Origin of the sequence: Streptomyces sp. NPDC047917, from assembly GCF_043204345.1 — a bacterium.
GTDB classification, from domain to species: Bacteria; Actinomycetota; Actinomycetes; order Streptomycetales; family Streptomycetaceae; genus Streptomyces; species Streptomyces sanglieri.
Genome location: NZ_JBIDCA010000014.1, coordinates 283,281 through 303,431 on the forward strand (window position 1 = coordinate 283,281; position 20,151 = coordinate 303,431).

Sequence of the window (20,151 nt, forward strand, 5' to 3'; positions counted from 1 at the left end):
GTCAGCGGCTCACAGCTCGTGGCCGAGCGCGGCGCCGAGCCGCGTCACCAGGTCGTACGCGGCGTCGGGGATCACCGTGCCGGGCGGGAACACGGCCGTCGCGCCCGCCTCGTGCAGCGCCTCGACGTCCTGCGGCGGAATCACCCCGCCCACCACGACCATGATGTCCTCGCGCCCCTCGGCGGCCAGCTCCTCGCGGAGCGCCGGCACCAGCGTGAGGTGCCCGGCGGCCAGCGAGGAGACGCCCACGATGTGCACGTCGGCCTCGACGGCCTGCCGTGCCACCTCGGCCGGCGTCTGGAACAGCGGGCCGACGTCCACGTCGAAGCCCAGGTCGGCGAAGGCGGTCGAGATCACCTTCTGGCCGCGGTCGTGGCCGTCCTGTCCCATCTTGGCGACCAGGATGCGCGGACGGCGCCCCTCGGCCTCCTCGAACCTGTCCACCAGTGCCCGGGTCCGGTCCACGGAAGGGGATTCACCTGCCTCGTTGCGGTACACACCGGAGATCGTACGGATCTGGCCCGCATGCCTCCCGTACACCTTCTCCAGGGCGTCCGAGATCTCGCCCACGGTCGCCATCGCACGCGCCGCGTCGACGGCCAGCGCCAGCAGATTGCCTTCGAGCCCAGGACCGGGGTCGCGCTCGGCCGCGGCCGTCAGAGCGCGCAGCGCCGCCTGGCAGGCGGCCTCGTCACGCTCCTCGCGCAGCCGGCGCAACTTCTCGATCTGCCGGGTGCGCACCGAGGAGTTGTCGACCTTGAGCACATCGATCTGCTCGTCGCTCTCCACCCGGTACTTGTTCACCCCGATCACCGGCTGACGCCCGGAGTCGATCCGCGCCTGGGTACGGGCCGCGGCCTCCTCCACCCGGAGCTTCGGGATGCCCGCGTCGATGGCCTGCGCCATGCCGCCCGCCGCCTCGACCTCCTCGATGTGCTGCCAGGCCCGGCGCGCCAGGTCGTACGTCAGCTTCTCCACGTACGCGCTGCCGCCCCACGGGTCGATCACCCGGCCGGTCCCCGACTCCTGCTGGAGCAGCAGCTGGGTGTTCCGGGCGATCCGGGCGGAGAAGTCAGTCGGCAGGGCGAGCGCCTCGTCGAGTGCGTTGGTGTGCAGCGACTGGGTGTGCCCCTGGGTGGCCGCCATCGCCTCCACACAGGTCCGGGTCACGTTGTTGAACACGTCCTGCGCGGTCAGCGACCACCCGGACGTCTGCGAATGGGTGCGCAGCGAGAGCGACTTGGCGTTCTTCGGCTCGAACTCCTTGACCAGCTTGGCCCAGAGCAGCCGGGCCGCCCGCAGCTTCGCGATCTCCATGAAGAAGTTCATGCCGATCGCCCAGAAGAACGACAGCCGGGGCGCGAACGCGTCCACGTCGAGACCGGCGTCCCGGCCGGCCCGCAGATACTCCACCCCGTCCGCGAGGGTGTACGCCAGTTCCAGATCGGCCGTCGCACCCGCCTCCTGGATGTGATAGCCGGAGATGGAGATCGAGTTGTAGCGCGGCATCTTCTGCGAGGTGTACGCGAAGATGTCGGAGATGATCCGCATCGAGGGCTTCGGCGGATAGATGTAGGTGTTGCGGACCATGAACTCCTTCAGAATGTCGTTCTGAATGGTCCCGGCCAGCTTCTCGGGCCCGACGCCCTGTTCCTCCGCGGCCACGATGTACAGCGCGAGGACGGGCAGCACCGCGCCGTTCATCGTCATCGACACCGACATCCGGTCCAGCGGGATGCCGTCGAAGAGCTGCCGCATGTCGTAGATCGAGTCGATCGCCACGCCCGCCATGCCGACATCGCCGGTCACCCGCGGGTGGTCGCTGTCGTAACCCCGGTGGGTCGGCAGGTCGAAGGCGACCGAGAGCCCCTTCTGGCCGGCGGCGAGGTTGCGGCGGTAGAAGGCGTTGGACTCCTCGGCGGTGGAGAACCCCGCGTACTGCCGGATCGTCCAGGGCTGGTTGACGTACATCGTCGGGTACGGGCCGCGCAGGTACGGGGCGATGCCCGGATACGTGCCGAGGAAGTCGAGCCCTTCGAGGTCGTGCCCGGTGTACAGCGGCTTGACCGCGATGCCTTCCGGGGTCTCCCACAGCAGATCGCCGTCGGAACTGCCGGAGGACTCCTTCACCGAGGCGCGCCACTGCTCCTCGGAGACCTCGGCGGCGCCGCCCGGACCGAGCTCGATGCCGGAGAAGTCGGGGATACGCATTACGCCACATCCATACGGTCGAGGAGGGAGGAGAGCACGGCCACCACATCGGAGCCCGCGAAGACGTACTCGTCGACACCGGCGTACTCGCCGGGCCGGCCGGCCAGGAACACCCGCTCGGCGCCCGCCGAACGCAGCGCCCCGGCGACCGCCTCGGCCTGCTCGGCGTAGAGCGCGTCGCTGGAACACAGACACGCCACGGTGGCGCCGCTCGCCCCGAGCGCGTCGGCGGCCGTGGTCGCGTCGACGGAGACCGGGTCGTGGACCGGTTCGATGCCGCCCGCCTGGAAGAGATTGGCGGCGAACGACGCCCGTGCGGTGTGCGCGGCGGCGGGGCCGAGCGCGGCGAGGAAGACCTTGGGCCGCTGCCCGGTCGCCGCGAGATGCGCGTCCGAACGGGCGCGCAGCGCCTCGAACGCCTCGTCACGGCGGACCCTGGGCAGACCGCCCGGTGCGGCGGCCGGTCCGTACGGCGCCGGCTCGCGCTCCACCGCCCGCTCCGCCAGCTGCGGGAACTCGCTCACCCCGGTGATCGGCTCCTTGCGACGGGCCAGATCCTTGCTGCGTGCCGCCCAGGTGGCCGCGAGACGCTCGCCGATCATGCCCGACCCCAGCGCGGCGGCCTGACCGCCCGCCCGCTCGATCTCCTGGAAGAACGACCAGGCGGCGTCGGCGAGTTCGGCGGTGAGCCGCTCCACGTACCAGGAGCCCCCCGCCGGGTCGATCACCCGGGCCAGGTGCGACTCCTCCAGCAGGATCGTCGAGGTGTTACGGGCGATGCGCCGGGCGAACGCGTCCGGCAGGCCCAGCGCGTGATCGAACGGCAGCACGGTGACCGAGTCGGCGCCGCCGACCCCCGCCCCCAGACAGGCCAGCGTCGTGCGCAGCATGTTCACCCACGGATCGCGCCGCGTCATCATCACCGAGGACGTCACCGCGTGCTGGCGCTGCGCCCCGGCTCCGGGGGCCCCGCACACCTCCGCCACCCGGGACCACAGCAGGCGCGCGGCCCGCAGCTTGGCGATGGTCAGGAACTGGTCGGCGGTCGCCGCGTACCTGAACTCCAGCTGCCCGCAGGCTTCCTCGACGGACAGCCCGGCCCCGGTCAGCTCCCGCAGCAGGGCGACACCGGTCGCCAGCGAGGCGCCCAGCTCCTCCGCGGCCGAACCGCCGGCCTCGTGGTACGGCAGCGCGTCGACGGCCAGCGCCCGCAGCCCGGGGAACTCACGGGCACACCGCCGGGCCCAGGGGACGGCGGCCGACGGATCGGGCTCGGTGCCGCTGCGGGCGGCCTGTCCGAACGGGTCCGCGCCGAGGTTGCCGCGCAGGCTCCGCGGGTCGATGCCCCGCTCGGCGCAGATCCGCAGCAGCTCCGTGGCCGCGGCATCGGTCTCCCCGCCCGCGTCGAGCACCACGGGAGCCAGATCGAGGTAGACGCCGTCCAGGGCCCCCGCCAGCGCGGACACCGGAACACCCGTGGCACCGCCCACGGTCAGCCACAGCGAGGTGACGCCGTTCTCCAGATCGGCGAGCAGCGCCTCGTTGAGGCGTGCGGGATCGGTGAGGCTGTGCCGCTGCCGTACGTCCCAGCCGCCCGTCACGTTGCCCTCGGCCTTGCTGCCGCGGGTGAAGGGGGCGAAGCCCGGGTATCCGGCATCGGGCGCGCTGTCGCGCGAGGTATAGAGGGGGCGGGTGATGAGCCCGTCCTCGACCGTGGTGGACAGCGCTTCCTCGGCGGCCGGACCCGCAGCCTCCTTGCCCGACTTGCGCAGCACACCTTCGACGAGGTGTTGCCAGTGCTCATGGGCGGGGGCGGGGAACTCGGCGGCCAACGAAAGCCCGTCGGCTGGCAGGACCGTCATGCCCAGATGCTAGGTCAGGGCGCTTGAGCGCAGCATGGGTTCCGCTTGTGACCTTGCCCTCTCCGAGCGCACTTGATCCTTCACCCACCGTCGCGTAGCCGGCCCTCGCCGCCGCCCGGCCCCGGTGCTTGGTGATTCCTCCAACACCCCTGGCATTTGCTCCACAGATCACCCGGACGGATTGCAGCTGCGAGGACGATTCGAATATCTTGTCGCACATGCAGTCCTACACAATCGGCCAGGCGGCACGTCTGCTGGGGGTCAGCCCCGACACGGCCCGCCGCTGGGCGGACGCCGGGAGGGTCGCCACCCACCGCGACGAAAGCGGCCGCAGGCTCATCGACGGCCGTGACCTGGCCGCCTTCTCCATCGAGGTCGGCCAGGGCGGGGGCGGCGAGGAAGACGCCTCGTACACCTCGGCCCGCAACGCCTTCCCGGGCATCGTCACCGCGGTGAAGCTCGGCGACGTCGCGGCCCAGGTCGAGATCCAGGCGGGCCCGCACCGGCTGGTGTCACTGCTCACCCGGGAGGCCGTCGAGGAACTGGGGCTGGAGGTCGGCATGCAGGCCACCGCTCGCGTGAAGTCCACCAGCGTGCACATCGACCGCGTCTGACGGCACGTCACCAGGGCACGCATCAACTTCAAGGAGTCACCGGACCATGTCGACCACCCTCGCCGGGCGGCGCGCCGCCGCCGCGGTCATCACCGCCGCACTGCTGTTCCCGCTCGCCGCGTGCGGCGGCAGCGACGACAGCAAGAAGGAGTCCGACGGGAAGTCGGCGTCGTCCGGCGCCCGGCTGACCGTGCTGGCCGCCGCCTCGCTCACCGATGTGTTCAAGACCGCGGGCGCCGCGTACGAGAAGGAGCACCCGGGCACGAAGGTGACGTTCTCCTTCGCCGGCTCCCAGGAGCTCGCGGCCCAGGTGAAGCAGGGCGCGCCCGCCGACGCCCTCGTCACCGCGGACACCAAGACGATGGACGGGCTGAAGTCCGACACGGCGACGCCCGTCGTCATCGCCAAGAACCGCCTCGTCATCGCCACTCGCGAGGGCAACCCGGAGAAGATCGAGGGTCTGAAGGACCTGACCGACCCCGAGCTCAAGGTCGTCCTGGCCGCGCCCGAGGTGCCGGTCGGCCGCTACAGCAAGCAGGTCCTCGACGCCCAGAAGCTCACCGTCAAGCCGGTCTCCCAGGAGCCCAACGTCCGCGCGGTCCTCAGCAAGGTCGAGCTGGGCGAGGCCGACGCGGGCATCGTCTACCGGACCGACGCCGCGACGGCCACCGACAAGGTCGACGCCGTCGACATCCCGGACGCGCAGAACGCCGTGGCCTCCTACCCGGCCGCCACCCTGCGGCAGTCCAAGAACACCGGGGCCGCCACGGCGTTCGTGAAATGGCTGAGCACGCCGCAGGCACAGAAGATCCTGCAGTCGGCGGGCTTCCAGCAGCCCTGAGGGCTGTCCCCGGCGGCCCGTCCGGCCGGCCAGGACCTCCTGCCGGACCGGACGGCCGACCGGGGAACGCGAGCGGCCCTGCCCGAACCGACCGATTCCGGGAACCTCCGATGAGAGCCCTCCGCAGCCGGGTGCCCGGCGTGCGCACACCCGTCGCCCTGGCGATCCCCGCGCTGCTCGCCGTCGCGTTCCTGCTGATCCCCCTGATCGGCATTCTGGCCCGTACGTCCTGGGCCGACCTCGGCACCCATCTGACCAGCCCGGGAGTCACCCAGGCGCTCAGACTCTCCCTGCTGGTCTCCTTCTGGGCGCTGGGCCTCTCCCTGCTGCTCGGAGTGCCGCTGGCCTGGCTGCTGGCCCGGACGGACTTTCCCGGCAAGGCGTTCGTACGCTCCCTGGTCCTGCTCCCGATGGTGCTGCCACCCACCGTCGGAGGCGTGGCGCTCCTCCTCGGCTTCGGCCGCCGGGGGCTGCTCGGCCCCTGGCTGGAGAACACCTTCGGGATCACGCTGCCCTTCCACACCTCGGGCGCCGTGGTCGCGGCGACCTTCGTCGCCATGCCGTTCCTCGTGATCAGCCTCGAAGGCGCACTGGTCGGGCTGCGCCCCGCGTACGAGGAGACGGCGGCCTCTCTCGGAGCCTCACCGGTCCGGGTCTTCTTCACCGTCACCCTCCCGATGGTCGCCCCCGGGCTCGCCGCCGGGGCCGCCCTCACCTGGGCGCGCGCACTCGGCGAATTCGGCGCCACCATCACCTTCGCGGGCAATCTGCCGGGCACCACCCAGACGCTTCCGCTCCAGGTCTACCTGCTCCTCCAGGAATCCCCGGAGGCCGCCACCTCCGTATCACTGCTGCTGCTCGCCATCGCCATGGCCGTACTGATCACACTGCGCGGTCGCTGGACCGGAACGCCCCGCGACCGCGCACGCGGAGCGCAGCCCCCGGCGGACGACACGGCCGTCGCGGACACGGCACCGCGCGCGGACCGGGAGACGCCCCCCGCCCCGCAGGAACGACGCGCGCTGCACGCCGAGGTCACCGGCTTCGACCGGGTGACCCTCGAAGCGGCGCCCGGCACCACGATCGCCGTCGTCGGCCCCAACGGCGCGGGCAAGACGACCCTGCTGCGCGCGCTCCTCGGCCTGACCCCGCGCGCCCGGGCCCGGCTTCGCCTCGGCGACACCGACGTCACCGAACTGCCCCCGCACCGACGTCAGGTCGCCTGGGTGCCGCAGGACGGCGCGCTCTTCCCGCACCTGAGCGCGCTGACGAACACGGCGTACGGACTCCGCGCCCACGGTGTCCCCCGCGCCGAGGCCCGGCGAGACGCGCAGCAGTGGCTCGACCGGCTGGGCGTCGGACATCTCGCCCACCGCAGGCCCGCCCAGCTCTCCGGCGGCCAGGCCCAGCGCGTGGCACTGGCCAGGGCGCTCGCCGCCCGCCCCTGGCTGCTGCTGCTGGACGAGCCGCTCGCCGCCCTCGACCAGACCACCCGCGCCCATGTCCGGCACACCCTGCGTACCCACCTCGCCGGGTTCGGCGGCGTCTGTCTGATCGTCACCCACGACCCCGTCGAAGCGGTCTCGCTGGCCGACCGGGTGCTGGTGCTCGACGAGGGCCGCACCCTCCAGGACGCACCACCGGCCGAGGTCACCCGGCATCCCCGCTCGCCGTGGGTCGCCCGGATGCTCGGCCGCAACGCCTGGCCCGGCACCGCCGCGCCCGACGGCACGCTGGCCCTCGCGGGCGGCGGCCGGCTGGTCGTCGCGGACACGCTCGCCGAGGGGACGGCGGCCCTCGCGATCATCGCGCCGGAAGCGGTCTCCGTGCACCACGACAGGCCCGGCGGCAGCCCCCGCAACATCTGGCCCGGAACGGTGCGCGAGCTCACCGCCGTCGGCAGTCGGCTCCGGGTGGTGATCGCCTCCGCCGAGGCGCCGGACCTGGTTGCCGAGATCACCCCCGAAGCGGCGACCGAGCTGGGCCTCGTGGAGGGCACCGCCGTATGGACGAGCGTCAAGGCGACCGAGGTCACCGTCGTCGTGCTCTGAACGTGCGGATTACGCCGCCCGGCGAGGGCCGTGCCGACCCGCTCCGTTCTCCGGCGGGAAACGAAACTCCGGTCCCGGAAATCAGGAGCGGGTATTCACGGAACACACCGCTATTGGTGTGGTGCGCCCCTGACCTGGGCTGAGGGCCGTTGCGATTTCACATTTCCTTTATCTCCGCGCGTGCCCCCAAATGGCGTTCATCGGCGTTTTACTTTGTCGATATCCCGGCTGCGTGCGACGTTTGATCCGGCGAAACCGAATGAATTCGGATACGTATCGGGCGAAAAAGGGGAAGTTCATCGTGCAGACCGCCAGAGCCGTCCAGACATCCACCGTCCTCAACCTGCGCGATCTGGGCGGCATCGCCCTGGGGCCGGACCACCGGGTTCGCGCCGGTGCCGTGCTGCGGTCCGGGCAGCTCAGCGGGCTCGATGCGGCGCAGGACTCCCGGGTGTCCACGCTCGGCATCCGCACCGTCGTCGATCTGCGGACCGCCGACGAGCGGGCCGCGGCCCCGGACCGGCTGCCGCAGGGCGCACGGCTGTTCGTCGCCGATGTGCTGGGGGACAACCCGGGTGTGGCGCCCGCCCGGCTGCGCGCCCTGCTCGCCGACCCCGTCGCCGCGGAGCAGATGCTCGGCGGCGGAAAGGCGGCAGGGCTGTTCGCGGACACCTACCGGCAGATGGTGCTCTCGCCGGGCGCGTCCGCCGCCTACCGGGCCTTCGTCGAGACCGTCGCCGACGACCGTGCCCGCCCGGTGCTCTTCCACTGCACGGCAGGCAAGGACCGGACCGGCTGGGCCGCCGCCCTGCTCCTGATGATGCTCGGCGCGTCGCGCGACGTGGCGCGCGCCGAGTTCCTCGCGGTGAACCCGGTGGTACGGGTCGCCTTCGCGCCGTACGTGCAGGACTTCCTCGACGCGGGAGGTGACCCGGAGATCGCCTCGGCGATCACCGAGGTGCGCCCCCGCTACCTCGATACGGCGCTGGACGCCATGGACGAACGCTGGGGCGGGCTCGACGGGTATGTGCGCGACGGTCTGCGCGTCCCCGGGGCGGCGGTGGAGCGGCTGCGTGCCGGGCTGGTGGTGCCTGCCTGAGCGGCGGGGCCGCGATCCGGCCGGCCCCGCCGCCCGGCCTCCTTCCCGTCCGTCACCCTCCTGTCCGTCCGCCACCCTCCTGCCCGCCCGCGGGGCGATGGTGTGGCCCCGGCTTGACTTGATACCCCCAGGGGGTATGTTGTGACGCGTCGGGAAGCGCTGCCTCCCGGTCGACCCGATGGAGGGAACCGTCATGAACAACGCACTGAGGATCACCGCCTTCGCCGCCGCGCTCGCCGCGACCTTCGGAACCGCCTACGGAGTGGGCAGGGGTGTCGACCCGCTGGTGGCCGCCGAGGACCGCCCCGCACAACAGCACGGCGGCCACGGCGGGGGAGAGGAGGCCGGGGCGAAGCCGGCGGCGGACCACGCGCCCGGCGGACTGCAGATATCCGAGGGCGGCTACACCCTGGACCTGGCGACACCGACGGTCCGGGCCGGGGCCCGGACCGAGATCCGGTTCGCCGTCAAGGACGACAGCGGGCGCAAGGTCACCGCCTACCGGCGTGAGCACGGCAAGGAGCTGCATTTCATCCTCGCCTCCACCGACCTCACCCAGTACCGCCACCTGCACCCCGTCCGTGCGGCCGACGGCACCTGGTCGACCCCCGTGGACCTGCCCGAGGCCGGTGGCTACCGGGTGTTCGCCGACTTCACCCCGGCGGCCGCGGGTGCCGGCAACCTCACCCTCGGTGCGGATCTGGCCGTCTCCGGCGCCTACCGCCCCGCCGCTCTCCCGGCCCCGGGCACCACCGCCGAGGTCGACGGCTACCGCGTCGCGCTCGGCGGTGAACTCCGGGCCGGCCGGAGCGGCGAACTCGAACTGTCCATCAGCAGGAACGGCCGTCCCGTCACCGATCTCCAGCCCTACCTCGGTGCGTACGGGCACCTGGTCGCCCTGCGCTCGGGTGACCTCGCCTATCTGCACGTCCACCCGAACGAGGGCGGCCCCGGGCCGGAGGTGTCCTTCACGGCGACCGCGCCGAGTGCCGGAACGTACCGGCTCTTCCTCGACTTCAAGCACGGGGGCAAGGTGTGTACCGCGGCGTTCACCGTTCGGGTGGCGGAGCCGGGGAACGGCGACGGCGAGCACCGGGACGGCGGGGCCGGGGCGCCCGCCGGACACGCGCACTGAGACGCGCCGCCGGGCCCGAAGTGGTACTGCGCCGAAGGGTGTTGTGCCGCAGGGCGCGGAGGCCGGGGCCGGTGCCGCTCGGTCTCTGGGTATCGTGAAGGGACCGGATTACGAATCCTCCGAGAGGGGCGTACGTTGACCGAGCGCAAGCCTGCGGGCGTCAGCTTCGAATCATGGGTCGACAAGCAGATCCGGGAGTCCGAGCAGCGTGGCGACATCTCGCAGTTGCCGGGATTCGGCAAGCCGCTCGACAGTATCGGGGCTCCCTACGACGAGAACTGGTGGATCAAGCAGAAGCTCCAGCGCGAGGGGGTCTCGGTGCTCCCGCCGGCCCTGGCCCTGCGCAAGCAGGCGGAGGACGTGGCCGAGTCGGTGTCCGGGGCGCGGACGGAGGTCGAGGTGCGGCGCATGCTGTCCGAGGTGAACGAGAAGATCGCGGCGGCCATCAGGCGGCCGCCGCCGGGCCCGCCGCTGAACCTCAAGCCGTTCGACATCGACGCCATGGTCGATCAATGGCGTACGGCGCGCGATCCGTCGTAGCGCCCGACGGGCCGGTCGGTGGCTCGCGGGTAAGGGCCGGGCATCCGAATGCGTAATACTCCCTTCATGAAACCGAGCATGACGCGCCGGGGAGGCGGGACGCCGGCGGAGTCCGTACGCATCAGGCGTGCCACCGCCCGGGACGCGAAGCGGCTCACCCGGCTGGTCAGGGCGTCCCGCGCCTACGAGGGGCACTACGCCGCCATGGTCGCCGGATACCGGGTCGGTCCGGACTACATCGAGACCCACAGGGTCTTCGCGGCCGTGGAGCCCGTCACCGACCGGCTGCTCGGCTTCTACTCGCTCGTTCTCGCCCCGCCGGAACTCGACCTCATGTTCGTCGCCGATGCCGCGCAGGGACTGGGCATCGGACGGCTCCTCGTCGGTCATCTGCGCGGCGAGGCCGAGCGCGCCGGACTCACCGGAGTCCGCATCGTCTCGCACCCGCCCGCCGAGGGCTTCTACCGGAACGTGGGGGCCCGCCGGACCGGCACCCTGGCCGCCGACCCGCCCGCGGTGATGTGGGACCGGCCCGAGCTGCTGCTGCCGATCGACCGACCGGACAGGAGGGGGCCCGGCCGGCACCCGTACCCGGATGCCGGTCGAACCCCCTTGCCGGAGCCTGGTGTTACGAGGCGAAGCCCCCGTACGGGCGCGTGATGATCTCCATGCCGTGACCGGCGGGATCGGTGAAGTACAGGCCCCGGCCGCCGTCGTTGTGGTTGATCTCGCCCGGCTGCTTCCGGTGCGGATCCGCGTAGTACGTGACCCCGAGTTCCTTGATGCGGGTGTACGCGGTGTCGAACTCGCCTTCCGAGATGAGGAAGGCGTAGTGCTGCGTGGTGATCGAGGCTTCGGGAACGGTCGCGAAGTCCAGGGTGACTCCGTTCGCGGTGGAGACCGGGATGAACGGGCCCCATTCCTCGCCGACTTCGAGCCCCAGTATGTCCGCCAGGAACTCCGCGGACTCCCGGTTGTCCCGGGAGTGGATGATGGTGTGATTCAACTCGACTGACACTGTGGAATGCCTCCAACAGGCATCTCACGGGCACCTCCACGCCTCACCCGGCCGGTGACCGACGCGCGATGCCGTACTCAGAATCCTAGGTGAGGTCGAAGTGATCGTCGAGGGCCGGGCGGACGATCCGGCCGTCTCCCGTTCCCCGGTGACCGGTTACGGTGGGGAGGAGGGGGACACGAAGTACTCCGGGTATTCGGACGGAGGCTCCCGGTGACCTCGACAGCGCACCGCCCCGACCGCGGCCGCCCGGGCCGCGACGACGGCCGCGACGAGACGCCCGAGGAACGGGCGGACCGGCGGTGGACCGATCTGCTCCAGGAACTGCGGGTCGCCCAGACCGGTGTCCAGATCCTCTTCGGCTTCCTGCTCGCCGTCGTCTTCCAGCCCCGCTTCGCCGAGCTCTCGGACGCCGACCGCACCATCTACGTGGTCACCGTGGTACTGGGATCGGCCACCGCCGCCGCCCTGATCGGCCCCGTCTCGTATCACCGGCTGCTCACCGGACGGCGGCTCAAACCGCAGACGGTCACCTGGGCGTCACGGATGACGGTGGTGGGGCTCGTCCTGCTGTTCTGCACCATGTGCTCCGCCCTGCTGCTCATCCTGCGGGTGGCCCTGCACAGCTCCGTCGCGCTGTGGCTGGTCGGCGGAATGGCGCTGTGGTTCCTGATCTGCTGGTTCGTCCTCCCGGCCTGGGCGCTGGCCCGCTCCTCGTCCACGCGTGACAGATGATCGAGCGCCGACGGGGCGGGCGGTGCGGTCAGCCGGGACCGTCCCCGGTGAGGCCCCGGACGTCCGTGACCGTGAAGAGGCCGCCGTCCGGGTCCAGCAGCGTCGCCGCCCTGCCCTGGGCCAGCGACCGCTGCTCGACCAGGCTCCCGCCGTGCTCCCGCGCGGCCGCGACGGTGGCCGCCACATCGCCGACCGGGAAATACACCTGCCAGTGCGGGCGGACCAGCGGATCGGGCGCCGCCTCCACCGCGCCGGAGCTGATCCGGACCAGCCGGCGCCCGTCGCACTCGACGATGACCTCGTCCTTCTCGTACGACACCTCGCAGCACCCCGGGCGCCCGCTCTCCCAGCCGAGCACCTGCCCGTAGAAGATCGCGGCGTCGAACGCGTTCCTGGTGTGCAGTCGCAGCCAGGCGTGCGAATGGTCGTCCGGCGCGGGCGGCGAGGTCGCGGGCTCGGTCCGCTCCCAGATCCCGAACACCGCACCGTCCCGGTCCGCCGCGAGCGCCCCGCGCCCCTTGCCCAGTGCCATCGGGCCCACTGCGACGGTGCCGCTGCGCTCCCGGATGCGTGAGGCGGCCGCGTCGGCGTCGGTGACGGCGAAGTAGGGCGTCCAGACCACGGCCACCCGGTAGGCGGTCGCCACCGCGCCGATGCCGGCGACCGGTACGTCGTCCCGGCGCGCGACCGAGAACTCCTGCCCCAGCCTGCCCGGACGGAACGTCCACCCCAGCACGGCGCCGTAGAACTCCTGCGCGGCCCGCAGGTCGCGGGTCATGAGATTGACCCAGCAGGGCGCTGCGGATCCGGTCAGCGGCGCGGGTGTCGGCGCCTTCCCCGGGTGGCTTCCGGTCATGGTCCTACTGCCTTCATCGGTTCTGAGGTGCGGGTACGCCCGTGGCCGACGGGCCCACCCCAGCCTCACCGGAGGCAGTCACCTCCGCAACACGCGACGCCCCCACCGCGGACCGGTGCCGGGAGCTTCACGGTGTCAGTCGCGCTGTTCGTCCGGCTCGCGGGGGATGGGCTCGTTCCCGTGGTCACCGAGTTCGTACGGCGAAAGGCCCCGGCGGTCGGGCGGGAAGTGGTCGTCGCCGTGCACATCGCGTTCCTCGATGTGGCTGCGGTGGTCCGGCCGCGGTGGCTGCTCCTCGGGTCTGGGCGGTGGCAGCTCCTGGGCCCGGCGCCGCCTCCCCAGCCAGACCGCGCCGATCAGCACGGCCACCAGAACCACGCCGACAATGCCCATCACCGACCCGGTCGCGCCCCGCCCGTCGGCGAGAACGAGAGCCAGTGAAGTCAGGTCTGTGCTCGAAACGTCCATGCTTGCCGGATACCCCGAGGTGGAGCCCTCACGCGATAATGACCCTGAATTCATATTTTCAGTGGATATGATCTGAAAAGCGTTTCGCTCCGAAGGGGCGTGATCCGTTCGCATCCGGGTGGGTCCCGTGTCGCCGTCGCCCTGCCACGGGGTGAGCCTGGAGACATCCCCGAATCGCCCCCGGGGGCGCCGAGCGGAAGGAACCGCGGTGAACACCATCAAGGAGAAGCAGACGCAGGAGAGCGAGTACGGGCAGGAGGTCTCGGTCGTCATCAGCGGGTGCGAGAAGGCCGACGCGCGGATGGTCTTCGACGTGTTGCGGGCCGCGTTCACCACCGACCGGGCCTCGGTCGACGTACCGCAGCACCTCGCCGGGAAGCGCCCCACCGCGTGGGTGGTCACCGTCGACGTCGCCGAGGCGAGGGTGGTCTCCGGACCGGTAGCCCTCGGCGCGCCCGTGAGCGTCGACGTCCAGGGTGGCTACTGGGCGGTGGAACGGCTCCGGCAGAGCCTGGCACACGCCTTCGACGTGACGGTCGTCGGGACCGTCTCCGGCGACCAGGAGGAAGAGGTGCGGCTGCGGCTGGCGAACCGGTAGACCGATGGGCCGACAGTCCGGCGGGGCGCGGCCCGACGGCGGAGCAATGGCACGGGAAGCCCTCACGCGTCTGGTAGAAAACGGACAAAAGGCCACCTCTGAAAGGTGCGAGCGCGTGGAACCCTCTCGCGGGCGGGACGACGGTGCGCAACAGCCGGGAGCAACCGGTGACCGTTCCACCCTGACACTGCAGATCAACGGAACCGAGCGGACGCTCACGCTCGATCACCGCACCACCGTCCTGGACGCCCTGCGCGAGCACCTCGGTCTCACCGGTGCGAAGAAGGGCTGCGACCACGGACAGTGCGGGGCGTGCACCGTCATCGTCGACGGCCGGCGCGCCAACAGCTGCCTGCTGCTCGCCGTAGCCCACGACGGCACCGCCATCACCACCGTCGAGGGCCTCGCCGACGGCGACCGGCTCCACCCCCTCCAGGAAGCCTTCCTGGACCGCGACGCCCTGCAGTGCGGCTACTGCACCCCCGGCCAGATCTGCTCGGCCGTCGGCATGCTCGGCGAGGCGGCGGACGGCTTCCCGTCCCACGCCACCGCCCGCAGGGCGCCCGTGTCCGCCCCGGCGGCGCTCGACGCCGACGAGATCCGCGAGCGGATGAGCGGCAACCTGTGCCGTTGCGGCGCCTACCCCCGCATCGTCGAGGCGATCGAGGACGTGGCGCTGTGAAACCCTTCGGCTATCTCCGCGCCCGGTCCGCCGAGGAAGCGGTACGCGAACACGCCGCACACCCAGGCGCCGTGTTCCTCGGCGGCGGCACCAACCTCGTCGATCTGATGAAGCTCGGCGTGGCCGCGCCGGAGCGGCTCATCGACATCAGCCGACTGCCACTGGACCACGTGGCCGACACCGAGGACGGCGGTCTGCGGATCGGCGCGACCGTACGCAACAGCGTCCTGGCCGCCCATCCCACCGTACGCACCCGCTACCCCGCCCTGTCCCAGGCGCTGCTGTCCGGCGCCTCCGGGCAGCTCCGCAACACCGCGACGACCGGCGGGAACCTGCTGCAACGCACCCGGTGCGCGTACTTCCAGGACACCTCCAAGCCGTGCAACAAACGGGAACCCGGCACCGGCTGCCCCGCCCTCGGCAGTGCCCGGCGCGACCTCGCCGTGCTCGGCCACTCCACGCACTGCGTCGCCACCCACCCGTCCGACATGGCCGTCGCCCTGTGCGCCCTCGACGCCACCGTCCACCTGTACGGACCGGACGGCGGGCGGACCGTGCCCGCCACCGGATTCCACCGCCTGCCGGGCGACACCCCCGACCGGGACACCGAGATCCGGCCGGGCGAACTCATCACCGAGCTGGTCCTGCCACCGCGCCCGGAAGGCGCCGCCTCCCTCTACCGCAAGGCCCGCGACCGCGCCTCCTTCGCCTTCGCCCTCGCGTCCGCCGCCGCCGTACTGAGCGTCCGGGGCGGCCGGATCGAGTACGCCGCGCTGGCCTTCGGCGGGCTCGCCCACCGGCCCTGGCGCGCCCGGGCCGCCGAGGACCTGCTCCGGGGAGCACCGGCCACCGAGGACACCTTCGAACGGGCGGTGGACGCCGAACTCGCCGCGGCCCGTCCGCTGCGCGAGAACGCCTTCAAGGTGGGCCTCGCCCGCAACCTGGCCGTCGACGCGCTCATCGAACTCGCCGCCGACAGCTGACCGACCCGCCCGGGCGCCGCCCGCCGGCAACCGGGCAACCGCACCAACGCCGCCCCCGCCGTGAGGAACCCGTCATGAGCCAGGCCCCGTCACCACTGGGCACCCCCGCCGTCCGCCGCGAGGGCCGGGACAAGGTCACGGGCACCGCCCGCTACGCAGCCGAGCACACCCCGCCGGGGTGCCTGTACGGCCGGCCCGTCCCCGCCGCGATCGCCCGCGGCCGCGTCGACGCCGTCCACGCGGACGAGGCACTGGCCCTGCCGGGCGTGCTCGCCGTGCTCACCCACCACAACGCGCCCCGGCTGAAGGAGCCCGACGACCCGATCCTCGCCGTCCTCCAGAACGACCGGGTGCCGCACCGGGGCTGGCCCGTCGCGCTCGTGGTGGCCGACACCCCGGAGGGCGCCCGCGCCGGGGCCGAAGCACTGCGGATCACATACGAGACCGACGGGCACGACGTCCTGCTGACCGAGGACCACCCCGGCCTCTACACCCCGGAGATCGTCAACGGCGGCTACCCCGCAGTCCGGGAACGCGGCGACACCGACCGGGCCTTCCTCACGGCACCGGTACAGGTCGACGCCACCTACTCGGTCGGCGCGCTGCACAACCACCCCATGGAGCCGCACGCCACGACGGCCCGGTGGGACGACGACGGACATCTGACCGTCCACGACTCCAGCCAGGGCTCCACCACCGTCCGCGACAGCCTCGCCACCGCCTTCGGACTGAGGCCGCAGCAGATCACCGCCGTCTCCGAACACGTCGGCGGCGGCTTCGGGTCCAAGGGCACCCCGCGCCCGCAGACCGTCCTGGCCGCCATGGCCGCACGCCACACCGGCCGCCCCGTCAAGATCGCGCTGCCCCGGCGCCAGTTGGCCGCGCTGGCCGGCCATCGCGCCCCCACCATCCAGCACATCCGGCTCGGCGCCGAACTCGACGGCACCCTCACCGCGATCGACCACGAGAGCGTCACCCACACCTCCACCATCAAGGAGTTCGTGGAGCAGGCGGCCGTACCGACCCGGATCATGTACGGCTCCGCCGGCAGCCGCACCACCCACCGAGTGGTCGCCCTGGACGTGCCGAGCCCCTCCTGGATGCGCGCACCGGGGGAGGCCCCGGGCATGTACGCGCTCGAATCAGCGATGGACGAACTCGCCTCGGCCCTCGGCATGGACCCGGTCGAACTGCGCATCCGCAACGACCCGGCCGTCGAACCGGACTCCGGGCGCGCGTTCAGCAGCCGCGGCCTGGCCGCCTGCCTGGAGAAGGGCGCCGCGCGCTTCGGCTGGTACGACCGCGATCCGCGCCCCGCGAGCCGGGAGGAGGGGCCGCTGCTGCTCGGCACGGGCGTCGCCGCCGCCACCTACCCCGTCTACATCTCCGCCTCCAGCGCCTCGGCGCACGCGGCCGCCGACGGCTCGTACCGTGTCCGGGTCAACGCCACCGACATCGGCACCGGAGCCCGTACCGTGCTCGCGCAGATCGCCGCCGACGTCCTGGCCACCCCCATGGACAACGTCCGGATCGACATCGGCAGCAGCGACCTGCCCGACGCGCCGCTGGCGGGCGGATCGTCCGGCACCGCCTCCTGGGGCTGGTCCGTGCACAAGGCGTGCTCCCTGTTGCTGCGGCAGCTGGGCGAGCGCACCGGCCCGGTCCCCGCCGAGGGGCTCACCGTCACCGCCGACACCCGGCAGGAGACCGCCGGACAGTCCCCGTACGCACGCCACGCGTTCGGCGCCCACTTCGCCGAAGTCGCCGTGCACTCGCGGACGGGAGAGGTGCGGCTGCGCCGGATGCTCGGCGTCTTCGCCGCCGGGCGCATCCTCAACTCCCGTACCGCGCGCTCCCAGTTCATCGGCGGCATGACCATGGGGATCGGCATGGCGCTGACCGAGGCCTCCACCATGGACCCCGTCTTCGGGGACTACACCGAGTGCGATCTCGCCTCCTACCACGTGCCGGCCTGCGCCGACGTGCGGGAGATCGAGGCGCACTGGATCGACGAGGAGGATCCGCACCTCAACCCGATGGGCAGCAAGGGCATCGGCGAGATCGGCATCGTCGGCGCCGCGGCGGCCGTCGGCAACGCCGTCCGGCACGCCACCGGCATCAGGCTCCGCAGCCTCCCGCTCACCCCGGACACCCTGCTGCCGTACCTCCTGTGACCCGGGTGGCCTCCCGTGCCGGGGCCGACCGGGTGTTCCTTGTGTTGCGGGACCGCCTCCGCCGGGCCACTCTGTTGAGTGACCCAGAAGTGACATCTGCTCACTCTTCGTGTTCGGGGGTCGTTGGTTCAACGGGGCGAAGCCAGTGGGCCTCGATGTGAGGAGCCTCGACGATGACCGTTCCACTCGACCGGCACTACCTGGTCGAACTCCAGGTTTCGGCAGACCGTGTGTCCCAGCTGCGACGAATAATCGCTGCGCACCTCCGCCACTGGAGTCTCGAACTCCATATCCGGCCGGTGTGCCGTGGTGTGGAGGAGCTGCTGACCAATGTCCACCGGCATGTCGGTGACGACAACAAATGTGTCGTCGAACTCCGCTGGTCCGGGCGGCACCTCACGGTCTCCGTCGCCGACAACGGCTCCGAGATGCCGCGGCTGCTCAGCAACGGCGGCGGTGGCCTGAGCCGGGTCATGGCCCTGAGCGACAGCTGGGGCACCTGCCGCACGGCCGAGGGCAAGGTCGTCTGGTTCACCCGGTACGCCAAGGAGCCGTACAGCGTCGACCTGGTGCGTCTCCCGCCGCTGCCCGGCGTGCGCGAGTTCCGGCGCCCGCCCGTCGAGGCCGCCGCCCCCGTCCCTGCCCCCGAGCCCACGACGGCATCCGATCCCGCTCTCGTCTGAGCCGGGCCGCCGGGACGGCGCCGCCGCCGGTCGCACCCGCTGGACGCCCCCGGCGCGGACGACGTGCACCCCGCACGCACGGACCGCGCCGGTCGGGTGTCCGCCCGGCGGGGCCCGCGTTGCGGCGCGGCGTACGGCACGGCACGGTCGAAGGACCGAGGCAAGGAGGACACGGCCATGCCCATCGCGACGGTCAATCCCGCGAACGGCGAAACCCTCAGAAGATTCGAAGCGCTCGACGACACGGGGATCGAGCAGCGGCTCGACGCCGCCGCCACCGCGTACGGGCAGTACCGCACCACCGGGTTCGCCGAACGTGCCCGGCTGCTGAACCAGGCCGCCGGACTGCTCGACGAGGACCAGCAGGACATCGCTCGTACGATGACCATCGAAATGGGCAAACCCGTCAAGGCGGCCCGTGCGGAGGCCGCCAAATGCGCCAGGGCGATGCGCTGGTACGCGGAGCACGCGGAGGAACTCCTCGCCGACCAGCACCCGTCCCCGGCCGACGTGGCGGACTCCGGCGCCTCCCGTGCCTACGTCCACTACCGCCCGCTCGGCCCCGTGCTCGCCGTGATGCCGTGGAACTTCCCGCTCTGGCAGGTCGTACGGTTCGCCGCCCCCGCCCTCATGGCGGGCAACGTCGGCCTGCTCAAGCACGCCTCCAACGTCCCGCAGACGGCGATGTATCTGGAGGGCCTGTTCCGCCGGGCCGGATACCCGGCGGGCTGCTTCCAGAGCCTGCTGGTGGGATCGGGCGCGGTCGAGGCGATCCTGCGTGACCGCCGCGTCGCCGCGGCCACCCTCACCGGCAGTGAGCCGGCCGGCCGCTCGGTCGCGTCGATCGCCGGCGACGAGGTGAAGCACACCGTCCTGGAGCTGGGCGGCAGCGACCCGTTCCTCGTCATGCCGTCCGCGGACGTCGCCCGGGCCGCCCGGACCGCCGTGACCGCCCGGGTGCAGAACAACGGACAGTCCTGCATCGCCGCCAAACGGTTCATCGTGCACACCGAGGTGTACGAGGAGTTCGCCGAACGGTTCACCGTGGGCATGAGCAACCTGACGGTCGGCGACCCCATGCAGGAGTCCACCGACGTCGGGCCCCTCGCCAGCGAACAGGGCCGCACCGACCTGGAAGAGCTGGTGGACGACGCGGTACGGCGGGGCGCGCGGGTACTGTGCGGAGGCGGCAGGCCGGACGGACTCCCCCCGGAACTGGAGCGCGGCTGGTTCTACGCCCCCACGGTCCTCGCCGGGATCAGCCCCGCCATGCGCATCCACCACGAGGAGACCTTCGGCCCCGTCGCCTCCCTCTACCGTGTCGACGGCCTGGCCGAAGCCGTGGCACTCGCCAACGACAGCCCGTTCGGCCTCAGCTCCAACGTATGGACCCGCGACGCGGACGAGGCACGCCGCTGCGTACGCGACCTGGAGGCGGGCGGTGTCTTCTTCAACGGCATGACGGCGTCCCATCCCGCACTGCCCTTCGGTGGTGTGAAGCGCTCCGGCTACGGGCGCGAACTCGCCGGGCAGGGCATCCGCGCGTTCTGCAACGCGACCACGGTCTGGTACGGCCCCGAACCGGTCGGCCCCTGACGCCC

The 20,151-nt window shown here is 72.0% G+C and carries 18 protein-coding genes and 1 pseudogene; 14 read left to right on the forward strand and 5 right to left on the reverse strand.

Annotation, left to right across the window (positions count from 1 at the left end; genetic code table 11):
- Positions 1-9 precede the first annotated feature (9 nt).
- Positions 10-2,211: a methylmalonyl-CoA mutase gene (gene scpA / locus ACGF8B_RS32435; protein ID WP_392745626.1), complete on the reverse strand. Its 2,202-nt coding sequence runs from the start codon at positions 2,209-2,211 to the stop codon at positions 10-12.
- Positions 2,211-4,073, reverse strand: a complete 1,863-nt coding sequence (gene mutA, locus ACGF8B_RS32440; protein WP_392745628.1) for a methylmalonyl-CoA mutase small subunit — start codon at positions 4,071-4,073, stop codon at positions 2,211-2,213. Before mutA ends, scpA begins: the two co-directional genes overlap by 1 nt.
- 218 nt (positions 4,074-4,291) lie before the next feature.
- On the opposite strand from mutA, the gene ACGF8B_RS32445 reads away from it, so the two are divergent.
- The 7 genes and pseudogenes from ACGF8B_RS32445 to ACGF8B_RS32475 form a co-directional block, all read left to right on the forward strand.
- Positions 4,292-4,687, forward strand: a complete 396-nt coding sequence (locus tag ACGF8B_RS32445) for a molybdopterin-binding protein (RefSeq protein WP_266918360.1) — start codon at positions 4,292-4,294, stop codon at positions 4,685-4,687.
- A 46-nt stretch (positions 4,688-4,733) separates the two neighbouring features.
- Positions 4,734-5,528 carry a molybdate ABC transporter substrate-binding protein gene (modA, locus tag ACGF8B_RS32450; protein ID WP_392745629.1) on the forward strand — a complete coding sequence of 265 codons (795 nt, stop codon included), beginning with the start codon at positions 4,734-4,736 and terminating at the stop codon, positions 5,526-5,528.
- A gap of 110 nt (positions 5,529-5,638) precedes the next feature.
- Entirely contained in the window at positions 5,639-7,579 is a 1,941-nt protein-coding gene (locus ACGF8B_RS32455; RefSeq protein WP_392745631.1) for an ABC transporter permease, read from the forward strand.
- A gap of 301 nt (positions 7,580-7,880) precedes the next feature.
- A complete protein-coding gene (locus tag ACGF8B_RS32460) occupies positions 7,881-8,678 on the forward strand; it encodes a tyrosine-protein phosphatase (protein WP_392745632.1) in 798 nt (265 codons plus the stop codon).
- A 193-nt stretch (positions 8,679-8,871) separates the two neighbouring features.
- Entirely contained in the window at positions 8,872-9,813 is a 942-nt protein-coding gene (locus ACGF8B_RS32465; protein WP_392745634.1) for a hypothetical protein, read from the forward strand.
- Positions 9,814-9,948: 135 nt separating this feature from the next.
- Positions 9,949-10,353: a DUF1992 domain-containing protein gene (locus tag ACGF8B_RS32470; RefSeq protein WP_392745635.1), complete on the forward strand. Its 405-nt coding sequence runs from the start codon at positions 9,949-9,951 to the stop codon at positions 10,351-10,353.
- A 66-nt stretch (positions 10,354-10,419) separates the two neighbouring features.
- Positions 10,420-10,905 (forward strand): annotated as a pseudogene (locus ACGF8B_RS32475) (GNAT family N-acetyltransferase); the annotation flags it as partial.
- Positions 10,906-10,981: 76 nt separating this feature from the next.
- On the opposite strand, the gene ACGF8B_RS32480 reads toward ACGF8B_RS32475, so the two are convergent.
- A complete protein-coding gene (locus tag ACGF8B_RS32480) occupies positions 10,982-11,371 on the reverse strand; it encodes a VOC family protein (RefSeq protein WP_392745637.1) in 390 nt (129 codons plus the stop codon).
- A 213-nt stretch (positions 11,372-11,584) separates the two neighbouring features.
- On the opposite strand from ACGF8B_RS32480, the gene ACGF8B_RS32485 reads away from it, so the two are divergent.
- Positions 11,585-12,106, forward strand: a complete 522-nt coding sequence (locus ACGF8B_RS32485) for a DUF6328 family protein (protein ID WP_392745639.1) — start codon at positions 11,585-11,587, stop codon at positions 12,104-12,106.
- Positions 12,107-12,134: 28 nt separating this feature from the next.
- On the opposite strand, the gene ACGF8B_RS32490 is transcribed toward ACGF8B_RS32485, so the two are convergent.
- Together ACGF8B_RS32490 and ACGF8B_RS32495 are read right to left on the reverse strand one after the other, a co-directional pair.
- The gene (locus ACGF8B_RS32490) at positions 12,135-12,962 is read right to left on the reverse strand and encodes a VOC family protein (RefSeq protein ID WP_392745641.1); all 828 of its coding nucleotides are present in this window, start codon (positions 12,960-12,962) and stop codon (positions 12,135-12,137) included.
- 135 nt (positions 12,963-13,097) lie between these two features.
- Entirely contained in the window at positions 13,098-13,430 is a 333-nt protein-coding gene (locus tag ACGF8B_RS32495) for a DUF6479 family protein (RefSeq protein WP_342280153.1), read from the reverse strand.
- 208 nt (positions 13,431-13,638) lie between these two features.
- Between ACGF8B_RS32495 and ACGF8B_RS32500 the strand changes: the two genes are divergently transcribed.
- From ACGF8B_RS32500 to ACGF8B_RS32525, 6 genes are all read left to right on the forward strand, one after another.
- Positions 13,639-14,028: a hypothetical protein gene (locus tag ACGF8B_RS32500; protein WP_392745643.1), complete on the forward strand. Its 390-nt coding sequence runs from the start codon at positions 13,639-13,641 to the stop codon at positions 14,026-14,028.
- 115 nt (positions 14,029-14,143) lie between these two features.
- Positions 14,144-14,710 carry a 2Fe-2S iron-sulfur cluster-binding protein gene (locus ACGF8B_RS32505; protein ID WP_392745645.1) on the forward strand — a complete coding sequence of 189 codons (567 nt, stop codon included), beginning with the start codon at positions 14,144-14,146 and terminating at the stop codon, positions 14,708-14,710.
- On the forward strand, positions 14,707-15,693 hold the full coding sequence (locus tag ACGF8B_RS32510; RefSeq protein ID WP_392745646.1) for an FAD binding domain-containing protein: 987 nt from the start codon (positions 14,707-14,709) through the stop codon (positions 15,691-15,693). Before ACGF8B_RS32505 ends, ACGF8B_RS32510 begins: the two co-directional genes overlap by 4 nt.
- A 74-nt stretch (positions 15,694-15,767) precedes the next feature.
- A complete protein-coding gene (locus ACGF8B_RS32515) occupies positions 15,768-17,867 on the forward strand; it encodes a xanthine dehydrogenase family protein molybdopterin-binding subunit (RefSeq protein WP_392745648.1) in 2,100 nt (699 codons plus the stop codon).
- A gap of 173 nt (positions 17,868-18,040) precedes the next feature.
- Positions 18,041-18,550 carry an ATP-binding protein gene (locus ACGF8B_RS32520; RefSeq protein WP_392745650.1) on the forward strand — a complete coding sequence of 170 codons (510 nt, stop codon included), beginning with the start codon at positions 18,041-18,043 and terminating at the stop codon, positions 18,548-18,550.
- A 177-nt stretch (positions 18,551-18,727) separates the two neighbouring features.
- Positions 18,728-20,146, forward strand: a complete 1,419-nt coding sequence (locus ACGF8B_RS32525) for an NADP-dependent succinic semialdehyde dehydrogenase (protein ID WP_392745651.1) — start codon at positions 18,728-18,730, stop codon at positions 20,144-20,146.
- Positions 20,147-20,151: the final 5 nt, after the last annotated feature.